Source organism: Loktanella sp. SALINAS62, assembly GCF_018263905.1.
In the GTDB taxonomy this organism is placed as follows: Bacteria; Pseudomonadota; Alphaproteobacteria; order Rhodobacterales; family Rhodobacteraceae; genus Loktanella.
Genome location: NZ_JAAFZU010000003.1, coordinates 23,429 through 35,873 on the forward strand (window position 1 = coordinate 23,429; position 12,445 = coordinate 35,873).

Sequence of the window (12,445 nt, forward strand, 5' to 3'; positions counted from 1 at the left end):
CTATGAACATTGACCCGCGCACCGTAGGCGCCCGAGTGAGAATGGGGACCGCGTCCCTCACGCCGCTGGAAGTTCGGGTTGTCGATACAATCACCGGGCGTTCGGGATTGGACATGACCACGTCGCTTCGGGCTCTGGCCGAAGAGGCTGGCGTTTCCGATGCAATGATCGTGAAGATTGCCAAGAAGCTTGGCTTCAACGGTTTCAGGGATTTACGTGAGGCGCTGGTCAGCTACCAGCAGTCTGATGTGGCGTCTCTTCACAGCGAGATCTCTCCGGAGGACAGCTCCGCTGACATCGTGCGCAAGGTTTTCAACACGGCGATACAGGCCATCGAGGAAACCATGTCGATCCTTGATATGGAGGCTTTCGATCGAGCGTCAGCCCTTCTTCACGGCGCTCGGCAGCGCGACTTTTATGGTCTCGGGGGCTCTGCCCAGATCGCGCGAGATGTGTCACACAAGTTCCTGCGCATTGGACTGCGCAGTTCAGTATTCGACGATACGCACATGATGCTGATGTCGGCGGCTCTTCTCGGTCCAGAGGATGTGGTTGTCAGTTTCAGCCATTCCGGAGCCACCTCTGCCGTGCTTGATGCTACGCGACTGGCGCGACAGAACGGGGCGCGCACGATCGCTCTGACCAACTATAACAACGCTCCGATCACCCAGATCGCTGATGTCGTCCTGTGTTCGACAGCACAGGGTTCGCCCCTACTCGGAGAGAATGCGGCAGCGCGTGTTGCCCAACTCAACATCATGGACGCGATATTCGTCTCGGTGGCGCAGCGTGATTTTTCGTCTGCCGAAAGCCAGCTTGCCCGGACGATGAAGTCCGTCGACAGCAAGCGGGAAAAACAAGGGCTCTCAAATGGGAAACGATAGTGCAGCGGTCGTCGTCGTCGGTAGCCTTCACTACGATATTTTCGTCGAGGCGCCACACCGCCCCGCCGCGGGCGAGACGGTGACAGGTTCGCGCTGGTTTCCGAAGTTTGGCGGCAAAGGGGGAAATCAGGCCGTTGCAGTGGCACGACAAGGCGCTCGGACGAGTATGGTTTCGGCAGTGGGCAAAGATGGGTTCGCCGACTTCCTTCTTGACGGTCTCAGTAAAGGGGGTGTGGACACTGCCCATATTGCGAAGGCGGACAACGTTGGAACTGGCATGAGCGTCGCGATCAGCGACGCCTCGGGTGACTATGGAGCCGTCATCGTGTCTGGGTCCAACCTCACGATAGACCCGCAGAGCCTCTCCATGCCTGAACTGTGGGACGGTGCAACGCATCTCATTCTGCAGAACGAGATAAGCGAAGAGACCAATCTCGCCGCCGCGCAGGCTGCCAGGTCACATGGGGTTACCGTCTGCCTTAACGCAGCCCCTTGGCGGGGCATGAGCGACGCGTTCCTGTCCCTCGTCGATATCCTGATCGTAAACGCGCTTGAGGCCGAGGCGCTTTGCGGAATCGCCGTCAATGACCTCGATACGGCTCAGTCGGCTGCCGCTGCGCTGTCCGAGCGCTTTACCAGTGTAGTGGTCACAGCTGGCGGCGACGGAGTGGCCTTCGCTTCGGATGCGGACAGGGTTGCGATAAAAGCAGACAAGGTAAAAGTGGTTTCGACTCACGGTGCTGGTGACTGCTTTATCGGATCGTTGGTCGCCCGCCTCGCGGCCGGAGATGCCTTCGGGTCCGCTCTCGGGTTCGCCAATCAAGAGGCCGCACGCCACGTCTCGGGGCGCTGACTCCGGTGAGGCATGACCAATAGGTGCAGCTCGATCGTGTAGCTGAGATCGAGCTGTATCGTCCGAACGTCTGGCTGTTCGATCATGGTGAACTCTTCTTAACAGGGTGCTGAAGAAGTCAGCCCTCGACCCCGTTTGCGGAACATGATTCACCGTTTGGACGGCAAGGGTGGGGGTGATGATGCGCGGGACGGACGAGACGAGCGGGTCGCTGTTCAGCTATGTCGATTTGGAGGCTCGCATCCCCACGCGGCATCCTTTGCGCAAGATCCGGCAGGTGGTGAACGGCGCGCTGGCCAGCCTGGATGGCGAGTTCGAGGTGCTTTACACCGATTTCGGCCGCCCCTCGATCCCGCCGGAACGGCTGATCCGGGCCAGCCTGATCCAGATCCTGTTCTCCGTCCGGTCGGAACGGCAGTTGATGGAACAGATGCAATATAACCTCTTGTTCCGCTGGTTTGTCGGTCTCGGGATCGATGATCCTGTCTGGGTGCCGACGGTCTTCACCAAGAACCGCGACCGGCTGCTGACCACCGAGATGTCTCGCAAGGTGATGGCGGCGATCCTGGCCCATAGCGAGGTCGCGCCGCTGTTGTCGGACGAGCACTTCTCGGTCGACGGCACACTGGTCAAGGCCTGGGCATCCATGAAGAGCTTACAGCCGAGGGCGGGGGACACGCCGCCCGATGACGATCCGGGCAGCCCGCTTGGACCCGATGCCACCGCCGAATTTGAAGCCCAAACGACTGAACTCGAGACCGACGCCATGCCCCGCTCCAGCCGCCAGAACCGCAATCCCGAAGTCGATTTCCGGGGCGAGAAGCGGTCCAATGCCACCCATGCCTCGACCACCGACCCAGATGCGCGCCTTTACAAGAAATCCCCGGGCACCGGCGCGACGCTGTGCTTCATTGGCCATGCCCTGATGGAGAACCGCTCCGGTCTGATCGTGCAGGGCGACCTGACGCAGGCCGACGGCCATGCAGAACGGCGCGCCGCACTGGACATGATTCACCGCCACTCCCCCGGTTCGACCCGACAGTTGACGCTGGGTGCCGACAAGGGCTTCGACGCCGCAGAGTTCGTCGCCGACCTGCGGCAAGCCTGCGTCACGCCCCATGTCGCGCAGAAATCGAGATATTCAGCGATCGACGGCCGCACGACCCGGCACGAGGGTTACGCCCTGTCGATCAAACACCGCAAACGGATCGAAGAGGCTTTCGGCTGGGCCAAAACCGTCGGCGGAATGGCCCAGACCGTCTACCGCGGCATCGAGAGGGTGCGTTCCCGCTTCATCATGACGATGACCGCTAACAACCTCGCCCGACTGCCCCGGTTGCTGGCTGCGTGACGACGAGAGGTGGCGTCAGGCACCAGTGCCGCATGCGTCGACCAACCCGACGCTGAACACCGCCGCCCACACAAAACGGAAACTGTCCCGCATCGCGGACTTCTTCAGCAGCCTGTTAAGAACGTGCTGCGCATTTTCAGACTTATCAGCCAACCAATTCGAAGAGGTGAACTGACGTTGATTGCCTACGCGGCAAAGGTCGCGTTGATCTGCACCTGACAGCCGGTGGCGTCCGACCAGAACCGAGCCCAGCCGATCTGCGGGCGGGAGGCGGCCCCGGCGTCGAGGCAGATCGTGCGGTAGCCATCGATCCCGTCCATCTGGGTCAGCTCAGCTGTCGTCTCCGACAGGGATGTGCGGATGGCCGGCGTGTGTCCATGCACGACGACCGTGGGCCCCTTGGTGTGCGTCCCGGTCCCATCCATGTCCCAGCCGCGATCCCACGTGGTGAATTCGTGTCGGATCGTTGCCCAATGCAGATCATTCATCAGCCGCGAACGATCGAGGAATGTTCGCGGGTCTTGGTCTGGATCGAGACCGGCATGGACGAACATCAGGTCGCCCATGCAAACATGCGATGGCGCAACATCAATCGATAGGACCCATTCAGCCGGGAAGGCATTGCGTAGCTTTGACAGGGCAGTCCGCCAAGGCATGGAGGTCCAGTCCGGGTCGAGTTCCGTCATGACAGCCTTGCCGCCGTTGCCCAGCCAAAGGTCGGGATCGCAACCGTTCAGGACCTCCAGCAGCATCAGTTCATGATTGCCGGGCAAAAGGACGACATCGTCAGCCTCGGTGAACGTCGCCGTCCGCATCGCCAGATCTACCGCGCCGACACTGTCCGGCCCGCGGTCGATCAGATCGCCGAGGAACACGACCACGCGCCGCGTGGCGGCCATACGGGGCAATTCAGCAACCTCGGACAGCGTCGCTGCCAGCACGGCGGCCTGGCCGTGCACATCCCCGATGGCGAAAACTTCGAGGCCTGGATCAATGGACCCCGGCAGCGAGCGACTGGAAAGAGAAACCGTTGTCGTGTCCACGTCGGGGATCCTGTGCAATTGAGGTGACTTTAGCCTGTGTAGCGCATGCATGGATACAGTCTTGCCGCGATCTCGTCATGCGCCAAGTGGTGGGCGTCGTATCCAGATGCTGGACCCGTGTCGGATGACTATCGTGGGCTCATTCCAACACAATGGCCAAGGACGCAATGTTGCAGCTATTCGCGGTCGACGCAGGACACGACACGCTTGGCAATGCCGAGCCTTGACCAGCCAACTCTATGGGTTTCTGTGAAGCCTTGGATCAAGAGCGAAGCGCTCCTGCCGGACATCATCGAAATACCTCCGTGCGCGATCCGCGTCAAAAATCAGGTTCCAGCTGTGTCGAGAGACTGTCGATGGCAGCAGAGAAAATAGGTGATCCGTCAAAAGCTGATCACCGAACCCCTGCTGACCTGGTCCATGAGAACCTGGCACCAGCCAGTTGGGGTTGGGCACATCGTCAGGCTGAACCACATTGATGATAGCCGGGTCAATGATCCGTGCCGATGTGAGGATGTGAGCGGTGGTGTCCAGCACCTTGAAGCCCTTGTGGACGGCGACCTCGATGATGGCCGTCGAGGGATCCATCGACGCGTAGACGGCCCGTATTCCTGTTGAATTCCAGCGCCCTCCGACCCGGAAGGCACCCTCTCCGCTATCCCACGTTGCGGCGTGTCGTTCCTGGTCCAGGCGCCAGAACCGAAACTCTCCGCTGCCAAGAGGCGGCGGGAGTGGCGTCACGTATAGACCCCATACTCCAGCCGGGTGAGATAATCCTCGACGGCTTCGGCGCCGGCAGAGGAAGCCAGCAGGTCGATCGGGCGGCGGTTGTCCAGACCGATGGCAGGTGCCAGGATCCAGCTTTCTGCGGCCTCCTGAGTGCCCATGATGTCCGTTGCCTGTGCGATGATTTCGGCAAAACGCCATGCGCGGCTGCTTTGCTCGGTCGAAAGGGCCTTGTCAGGCGCGTCTGACTTGCGACGCTGCAGCGTGCGGATACTGATCCCGATTGCCTTGTTGAGGGCGTCTCCTGCAGACAGAAAGCGCACGCCTTCGACGAGGTGAAGCAGAGATTTCGAAGGTATACCTTCAACAATCAAATCGTGGGCATCCAGCGCTGTGCAGACTGACCTTTTCATGATCCGATCGCCCCCGAGCAGTTTAAATGCCCTCATCGCATCGTTTTCGGATGCGGCCGGGATCGCCGACGAGTTTGCAGAAGCTGACGGCATGGAAACGTCTCCCTGTGACAGGTGTCGCTATACTTACGTCAGGTGTCGCAAAACTTCAAGAGCGACAACGTCTTCCAACCGATTGTTTTCGGGTCGACGTCTGGGACGTCATGCGGTTCGATGACACTGCGGAACGTGGGGCGATCTTGCCGGTTAGTCCGCATTGGGGAGAGGTGGAACCTGAATGAGTTGGCTTGGATCAAGCCGTCACTGCCAACTGAGCGACAGGAAATAGAAATCCAATGTCAAACGTGCTACCGTAATCTGTATGGCACCGTAACGAAGAGGATGCTTGCGTGATCGCTTCTGACTTTATCACAATTGCCTATGCCGTTATATTCGTCGTCTCTGCCCTTATCTGCGCTTACGGTATCTATGATCAGATCAAGCTGGACCGTGCTGCAAGAGACAGTCTTTTTAGCGACTTTGACGCATTGGCAGAGAACTGGAATAATTTCGATTACGCGTTGCCTGCGAAATCCACAACGTCTCATGACATGCATCGGCCTGTTGACAGGAATGCCAGTAAAACAGCGGCCAACAAAAAGGTTGATCGAAAAGCGCAGACCCGCACGAGGGCCTTCCGGCGCAGAGGATTGTCGTATACCGCAAAGCACTATCGTTACATGAGGAAGTCATAACCTCAGGTGTTCAGTCCCGGCATCTCGTGGATCGGATTGCTCTCGATCCATGCGCAGCGTGCCAGTTTTGCACCTGCATCTTGTTGAGCCTGTGGATCGCCTTGATCCGGTGTGGCGAGGTGGGTGGTTCAGGTCCCTAAATTAAGCGTAGCGTCGCGCTAAACCCGTTTTTTTTGCGGAAAGCCGTTCAATGGCAGCTTCGGGCTTCCATAGATTCTGACACTGCGCAAATAGAGCGATTTCCGCCACGACCAGATACGTCGCGCATCGGAGAGGCGTACACTTGAGCCATCTCGTTAGCTTGGGGCGCTATCAGCATTTCCATTCATTTCGCTACAATGCGAGGTGATCGCTGCCGTTAATCGGGCCGAAACCATGTCCTTCAAATACCTACTTGAATAAAGTCATCCTATATGACTTTATCGAATCAGGCTTCGGCCATCCAGGGAGGAAATCATGAATAAATTACTGCTCAGTGCAGCCATTGCTGCGCTCTCGACAGGTGCGTCTGCACAGACAATCGGGTTCTCGCAGATCGGGTCGGAATCCGGTTGGCGTGCCGCCGAAACAACCGTCACCCGGCAAGAGGCCGAAGCGCGCGGCATTGACCTGCGTTTTTCGGACGCACAGCAGCGGCAGGAAAACCAGATCGCCGCGATCCGGTCATTTGTCGCCCAAGGCGTCGACGCCATCCTGCTGGCCCCCGTCGTGGCTACCGGCTGGGATTCGGTGCTCGAAGAAGCCAAGGAAGCCGAAATTCCGGTCGTCCTGCTGGACCGCCGCGTCGACAGCGCCGACGACCTGTATCTGACGGCTGTCGGGTCCGACCTTGTGCACGAAGGCGAAGTCGCCGGGCAGTGGCTGGTCGACAACAAGCCAGAAGGCACCTGCCGCGTCGTGGAACTGCAAGGCACGACGGGATCGTCGCCCGCCATCGACCGCGCGACCGGTTTCCGCAATGCCATCGAAGGCAATGCCGAAATCGAAATTGCCCGCAGCCAGACCGGTGATTTCACCCGTTCCGGCGGCAAGGAAGTCATGGAAAGCTTCCTGCAGGCCGAAGGCGGCGGTGACGACATCTGTGCGCTTTATGCTCACAATGACGACATGGCCATTGGCGCCATTCAGGCGATTAAGGAAGCCGGGATCGATCCGGGCGACGACATCCTGATCGTGTCGATCGATGCCGTGCCCGACATCTTTCAGGCGATGGCCGCCGGCGATGCAAACGCCACGGTCGAGTTGACGCCGAACATGGCAGGCCCGGCCTTTGACGCGCTGGCCGCCTACATGGCCGACGGCACAGAGCCCGAAAAGTTCATCCAGACGGAATCCACGCTTTACACGCAGGACGACGATCCGATGGGCGAATACGAAGCCCGCAAGGATCTGGGCTACTGATCGCATCTCAGACACGGGCCTGACCGCCCGGACGCGGCGCCCCCTGCCGGGGCGCCGCACCTCTCGATTCAGAAAGGCACCGGATGCTTCTGACCGTCCGCGATCTGACCAAGACATTCCCCGGCACCCGCGCGCTCGACAATATGCAGTTCGATCTTGCGGCCGGAGAGGTCCACGCGCTGCTGGGTGAAAACGGCGCGGGGAAATCCACGCTCATCAAATGCCTGACCGGCGTGCATGCCCGCGACAGCGGGCGGATCACACTGGACGGGCAGCCGATCTCGCCGGGATCGACACATGACGCGCAGGAACTGGGCATCGGCACCGTCTACCAAGAGGTCAATCTGCTGCCCAACCTGACCGTCGCAGAAAACCTGACGTTCGGGCGCCAGCCCACGCGGTTCGGGCTGGTCTCAAGCCGCCGGATGCGCGCCGACGCCGAAGAGATGCTGGCCGGCTACGGGCTGGATCAGGTCAATGTAGGGCGCGAACTGGGCACTTATTCCGTCGCGGTCCAGCAGATCGTCGCCATCGCGCGCGCCGTGGCCCTGTCGGGCAAGGTCCTGATCCTGGACGAACCGACTGCCAGTCTGGATGCGCGCGAAACCGAAACCCTGTTTGCAGTGGTGCGCAGCCTGCGCGACCGCGGGCTTGGCATCATCTTCATTTCGCACTTCCTTGATCAGGTGTTTTCACTCAGCGACCGGCTGACGGTGCTGCGCAACGGCCAGCACATCGTGACAACCAACACGGCTGACACGAACCGGGTCGATCTGATCCACCACATGCTGGGCCACGAACTGGTCGAAGCCGAACAGCGCCATGTTGCGCGCACCGGCGGCGCGGAACTACTGACTTTCAAGGGGCTCGCCCACCGCAACAGGATCGAACCCTTCGATCTGAAGGTGCGCGCGGGCGAAGTCATCGGGCTGGCCGGGTTGCTGGGTGCCGGCCGCACCGAAACCGCCGATGTGCTGTTCGGCCGGACCCCCGCCGATCAGGGCACGGCCACCGACGAGAATGGCAAGCTGGACATCACCACGCCCCGCATGGCCATCGCCGCAGGCTTTGGTTACGCGCCAGAGGACCGCAAGACCGACGGGATCGTGGCGGATCTGTCGGTGCGCGAAAACATCGCATTGGCACTGCAGGCCCGCCGCGGATGGGCGCGCCCGATCCCGCAGGCCGAACAGAAGCGACTGGCCGACGACTATATCCGCAAGCTCGACATCCGCACATCCAGCGCGGAAAAGGCCGTGGGCGACCTGTCGGGCGGCAACCAGCAAAAGGTCGTTCTAGCCCGCTGGCTGGCGATGAACCCACGCTTTCTGATCCTGGACGAACCGACGCGCGGCATCGACGTCGGCGCCCATGCCGAAATCCTGCGGCTGATCGGCGATCTGACGGATCAGGGCATGTCGATCCTGCTGATCTCGTCGGAATTCGACGAACTGATGGCGGCCTCTGACCGGATCATCGTGGTCCGCGACCGCAAGCATGTCTCTGAACTGGTCGGGGCAGAGATTGACACCGACCGCATCATCAACGCTATCGCCACACGCGGCGACGCCGAAAGGGCCACGTCATGACCCCGATCCTGCGCAGGCTTGCGCCGCAACTGCTGACCCTGATCGCGGTTGTCGCGCTTGTGACGGCCTATTTTCCCAGCTTTCTGGCCGTCGATCTGGCCGACGGGCGTCTGGTCGGCAGCGTGATCGACGTGTTGAAACGCGGCGCACCGGTGGCCCTGCTGGCGGTCGGCATGACACTGGTGATCGCGACCCGCGGCATCGATCTAAGCGTGGGCGCGGTCATGGCAATCTGTGGTGCCGCATCGGCCTGGGCCATCGCGGGCGGCTACGGTGTGGTGCCCGCCCTTGCGATCGGCTTGGGCGCGGGACTGCTGTGCGGCCTGTGGAACGGTATTCTGGTCGCGGTCTTCGGCATCCAGCCCATCGTCGCCACCCTGATCCTGATGGTCGGCGGACGCGGCATCGCCCAGATGATCACCGAAGGCCGTATCCTGACCTTCAGCAACGAAGGTTTCGCCTTTTTTGGGGCCGGGGCCATCCTTGGCATCCCCACTCCGGTCGTGATCTGGATCTGCACCGGTATCGCCTTTGGCCTGCTGGTCCGCCGGACGGCACTTGGCCTGCTGATCGAGGCGATCGGCATCAACCGCGCCGCCAGTGCGCTGGCGGGGGTGAACGCACGGGTCCTGCTGATTGCGGTCTACGTCGCATCGGGGCTGTGTGCGGCTGTGGCGGGCATCATCGTGGCCGCCGATATCCGCGGCGCCGACGCCAACAACGCAGGCCTGTGGCTGGAACTCGACGCCATTCTGGCGGTCGTCATCGGCGGCACCTCGCTTTTGGGCGGGCGCTTTTCCATCGCCGCGTCGCTGCTGGGCGCGCTCATCATCCAGACCATCGACACCGGTATCCTGCTCGCAGGCTTTCCGTCCGAATTCAATCTGGTGATCAAGGCCGCGCTGGTGGTCGTCATCCTCGTGCTGCAATCGCCCCGGATCAGCCCGCATCTGTCGCGCAGGCTGCGACGCAGGCCCGGCACCGCAGACGCCCATGATACCCGAAAGGAGGTCACAGAATGAACGCACGCATTCTGCCGCTTTATGCGACTGTCGTGATCTTTCTGATCGCCTACCTGATCTGCTACATCCAGTTTCCAGCGATGCTGTCGACCCGCGTGATCGGCAATCTTTTGACCGACAACGCCTATCTGGGCATCGTCGCGGTCGGGATGACCGTGGTGATCCTGTCCGGCGGGATCGATCTGTCGGTCGGATCGGTCATCGCCTTTGCGGGTGTCTTCGTCGCCGTGATGCTGCGTGACACAGGCCTGCACCCCTTGGTCGTCTTTGCGCTGCTGCTGGCAATCACCACGGCATTCGGGGGGGCGATGGGTGCGCTGATCCACGGACTGGCGATGCCCGCCTTCATCGTGACCTTGGCGGGGATGTTTCTGGCGCGCGGTGCCGCCTACATGCTGACCATCGACAGCGTGCCGATCAATCATCCGTTCTACGATATGCTGGACGCTTATTACCGGATGCCCGGCGGCGGGCGCCTGACGCTGATCGGCGCGGTGATGCTGCTGACGGTGATGGCCGGCATGATCATCGCCCACCGCACCCGGTTCGGCACATCGGTCTTTGCCCTGGGCGGTGGCGAACAAACCGCCCGGCTGATGGGTGTGTCCGTGGGTCTGACCACCATCCAGATATACGCCTTTTCAGGGTTCATGGCCGGTCTGTCGGGTATCGTGTTTTCGGTCTACACCAGTTCGGGCTATCCGCTGGCAACCGTCGGCACCGAACTGACCGCCATCGCCACCGTGGTGATCGGCGGCACGATCCTGACCGGCGGGTCGGGCTATGTCTTTGGCACGCTGATCGGCGTTTTGACCATGGGATTGATCCAGACTTATATCGTGTTCGACGGATCGCTTTCCAGCTGGTGGACGAAAATCGTCATCGGGATGCTTTTACTTCTGTTTATTCTGCTTCAGAAGGGTCTTCTGACCTTGGGACAACGACAGCGAAACGCACCAACCTGACATGAAGCAACTTTTCGACCAGTTTGATCCGCGACAGCGCGAAAGTCGCGGAAGTCATGGTCGTGTCGTTGAAGGCATTGGTCAGGCCATTGTTGCGGGCCAACCACCCCCCGGTGATCTGCTGCCAAAGGACGAGGAACTGGCCGAACAATTCGGCGTCTCCCGTACCGTTCTGCGCGAGGCTATGAAGACGCTGGCCGCCAAGGGCATGGTGTCGCCCAAAGCGCGGGTCGGCACCAGCATTCGGCCTCGCCACGAATGGAACATGTTCGACGCCCAGGTGCTACGCTGGCACCTTGACGGCGAACCCAGCGACAGTTTTTACGAACAGCTTTTCGAAATGCGCTTGGCCTTCGAGCCCCATGCCGCAGCACTGGCGGCCCGCAAGTCGTCGGATAAAGACATAACCCGGATTCAAACCTGTCTGGCCGCCATGCGATCGGCCGAAGGCAAAGCCGAGTTCTCGCTTGCCGATTTCGAGTTTCATCAGGCAATCTTCGACGCCGCGGGCAATGCTTTTTTCTTTTCCGTCGTATCGCTGGTCGGCGCGGCCCTGCTCTCGCTGCTTCGGCAATCTTCCCCTGAACCCAAACCGGGCCAGCAGGTCAAGATTTGCAACGACCATCAGCGGATTGCTGATGCCATCGCGGCCAAGGACGAAGCCGCAGCAAGAGCCGCGATGCAGGTCGTCATAGAGGTCGGTTGGGCTCGTGTCTTCGGTCACGAAATAAGCGGTGAGATTTAATCACTTTGGCAGATATTGACTGCCGCCCGACAGGCTCGAGATCAAAGCTTGAGGCCCTCGCATCCGTGACGAAAGTCCGCAAAATGCCTGAAATGGCGCCCATTGCGCCGGCACCTGCAAACTTTCGTAATCGCAGCCAACGGCAGCTTTGTCCGCTCTGCCGACCTTCACCCTCCGAAAATGCTGCACGATGCACGAATGGCCGGTCTGGTGAAGCTGCGCTGCGGCATCTACGTGGCGGGTGGAAGGCGGCTTTGGGCCGATAGCGACCGAGGCAACCCCACCTACACGAGGGGCGGGAAGCGGAAGTCCGCCGCGCGTGCGAAACTTTACGGGGCAATCAGGCAAAGCTGACATTCAGAAGGCCGCCGCGCGTTTTATTCTACGCTGCTGCATGACCGCATTGAGCACACCACGTGCAAGCAAGATTCCCTTGACTAAACCGGCTTTGAATCAAAGGCTGCGACGATGGATAGCCTGCATCCTCAACGCTGGCGGGGAAACCGAACCGTCGTGTTTTGATGTAGATCATCGCCGCTATTTTTCTTCTGAGCCACTTATGCTCCAATGATCCCGCTGAGGAGTGCTTCCCTTGACCAATGAGACCACCCTCGCGCCCGAGAAGGGCCATGTGCCGATCTGTGCCATCGGTGCTTCTGCCGGCGGTGTCCACGCGTTGCGCAGTCTGTTCCGGCAACTGCCGGATGATCTTGGTCTGG

At 60.6% G+C, this 12,445-nt stretch carries 12 protein-coding genes; 9 read left to right on the plus strand and 3 right to left on the minus strand.

Features of this window, described 5'->3' with window-relative positions; translation table 11 throughout:
- The first annotated feature begins 2 nt into the window (after positions 1-2).
- From GZH79_RS03250 to GZH79_RS03260, 3 genes are all read left to right on the plus strand, one after another.
- Complete coding sequence (locus GZH79_RS03250; protein WP_211641796.1) at positions 3-884, plus strand: MurR/RpiR family transcriptional regulator; 882 nt, start codon at positions 3-5, stop codon at positions 882-884.
- The gene (locus GZH79_RS03255; protein ID WP_211641800.1) at positions 871-1,737 is read left to right on the plus strand and encodes a ribokinase; all 867 of its coding nucleotides are present in this window, start codon (positions 871-873) and stop codon (positions 1,735-1,737) included. Before GZH79_RS03250 ends, GZH79_RS03255 begins: the two co-directional genes overlap by 14 nt.
- Before the next feature lie 181 nt (positions 1,738-1,918).
- Complete coding sequence (locus GZH79_RS03260) at positions 1,919-3,088, plus strand: IS5 family transposase (RefSeq protein ID WP_211641817.1); 1,170 nt, start codon at positions 1,919-1,921, stop codon at positions 3,086-3,088.
- A gap of 185 nt (positions 3,089-3,273) precedes the next feature.
- Here GZH79_RS03260 and GZH79_RS03265 read toward each other — a convergent pair whose 3' ends face one another.
- The 3 genes from GZH79_RS03265 to GZH79_RS03275 form a co-directional block, all read right to left on the minus strand.
- On the minus strand, positions 3,274-4,131 hold the full coding sequence (locus GZH79_RS03265; protein WP_211641801.1) for a metallophosphoesterase: 858 nt from the start codon (positions 4,129-4,131) through the stop codon (positions 3,274-3,276).
- A 237-nt stretch (positions 4,132-4,368) separates the two neighbouring features.
- Positions 4,369-4,872: an RES domain-containing protein gene (locus GZH79_RS03270; protein WP_211641802.1), complete on the minus strand. Its 504-nt coding sequence runs from the start codon at positions 4,870-4,872 to the stop codon at positions 4,369-4,371.
- Complete coding sequence (locus tag GZH79_RS03275) at positions 4,869-5,363, minus strand: antitoxin Xre/MbcA/ParS toxin-binding domain-containing protein (protein WP_211641803.1); 495 nt, start codon at positions 5,361-5,363, stop codon at positions 4,869-4,871. Before GZH79_RS03275 ends, GZH79_RS03270 begins: the two co-directional genes overlap by 4 nt.
- A 296-nt stretch (positions 5,364-5,659) precedes the next feature.
- On the opposite strand from GZH79_RS03275, the gene GZH79_RS03280 reads away from it, so the two are divergent.
- The 6 genes from GZH79_RS03280 (at position 5,660) to GZH79_RS03305 (ending at position 11,726) form a co-directional block, all read left to right on the plus strand.
- The gene (locus GZH79_RS03280; protein WP_211641805.1) at positions 5,660-6,004 is read left to right on the plus strand and encodes a hypothetical protein; all 345 of its coding nucleotides are present in this window, start codon (positions 5,660-5,662) and stop codon (positions 6,002-6,004) included.
- Positions 6,005-6,460: 456 nt separating this feature from the next.
- Positions 6,461-7,405: a galactofuranose ABC transporter, galactofuranose-binding protein YtfQ gene (gene ytfQ / locus GZH79_RS03285; protein ID WP_211641807.1), complete on the plus strand. Its 945-nt coding sequence runs from the start codon at positions 6,461-6,463 to the stop codon at positions 7,403-7,405.
- 83 nt (positions 7,406-7,488) lie between these two features.
- Positions 7,489-8,994, plus strand: coding sequence for a sugar ABC transporter ATP-binding protein (locus GZH79_RS03290; RefSeq protein WP_211641808.1), 1,506 nt, complete (start codon positions 7,489-7,491; stop codon positions 8,992-8,994).
- Positions 8,991-10,016 carry an ABC transporter permease gene (locus tag GZH79_RS03295; protein ID WP_211641809.1) on the plus strand — a complete coding sequence of 342 codons (1,026 nt, stop codon included), beginning with the start codon at positions 8,991-8,993 and terminating at the stop codon, positions 10,014-10,016. The genes GZH79_RS03290 and GZH79_RS03295 overlap by 4 nt, the downstream gene beginning before the upstream one ends.
- Positions 10,013-10,981: a galactofuranose ABC transporter, permease protein YjfF gene (gene yjfF, locus GZH79_RS03300; RefSeq protein ID WP_211641811.1), complete on the plus strand. Its 969-nt coding sequence runs from the start codon at positions 10,013-10,015 to the stop codon at positions 10,979-10,981. The genes GZH79_RS03295 and yjfF overlap by 4 nt, the downstream gene beginning before the upstream one ends.
- A 1-nt stretch (position 10,982) precedes the next feature.
- Positions 10,983-11,726 carry a FadR/GntR family transcriptional regulator gene (locus GZH79_RS03305; protein ID WP_211641813.1) on the plus strand — a complete coding sequence of 248 codons (744 nt, stop codon included), beginning with the start codon at positions 10,983-10,985 and terminating at the stop codon, positions 11,724-11,726.
- Positions 11,727-12,445: the final 719 nt, after the last annotated feature.

Excerpts from the sequence above, each read along its gene's own strand:
- ytfQ (WP_211641807.1), top strand. The coding sequence starts at position 6,461 with ATGAATAAATTACTGCTCAGTGCAGCCATTGCTGCGCTCTCGACAGGT.
- GZH79_RS03290 (WP_211641808.1), top strand. The coding sequence starts at position 7,489 with ATGCTTCTGACCGTCCGCGATCTGACCAAGACATTCCCCGGCACCCGC.
- yjfF (WP_211641811.1), top strand. The coding sequence starts at position 10,013 with ATGAACGCACGCATTCTGCCGCTTTATGCGACTGTCGTGATCTTTCTG.
- GZH79_RS03255 (WP_211641800.1), top strand. The coding sequence starts at position 871 with ATGGGAAACGATAGTGCAGCGGTCGTCGTCGTCGGTAGCCTTCACTAC.
- GZH79_RS03260 (WP_211641817.1), top strand. The coding sequence starts at position 1,919 with ATGCGCGGGACGGACGAGACGAGCGGGTCGCTGTTCAGCTATGTCGAT.
- GZH79_RS03295 (WP_211641809.1), top strand. The coding sequence starts at position 8,991 with ATGACCCCGATCCTGCGCAGGCTTGCGCCGCAACTGCTGACCCTGATC.
- GZH79_RS03275 (WP_211641803.1), bottom strand. The coding sequence starts at position 5,363 with ATGCCGTCAGCTTCTGCAAACTCGTCGGCGATCCCGGCCGCATCCGAA.
- GZH79_RS03305 (WP_211641813.1), top strand. The coding sequence starts at position 10,983 with ATGAAGCAACTTTTCGACCAGTTTGATCCGCGACAGCGCGAAAGTCGC.
- GZH79_RS03250 (WP_211641796.1), top strand. The coding sequence starts at position 3 with ATGAACATTGACCCGCGCACCGTAGGCGCCCGAGTGAGAATGGGGACC.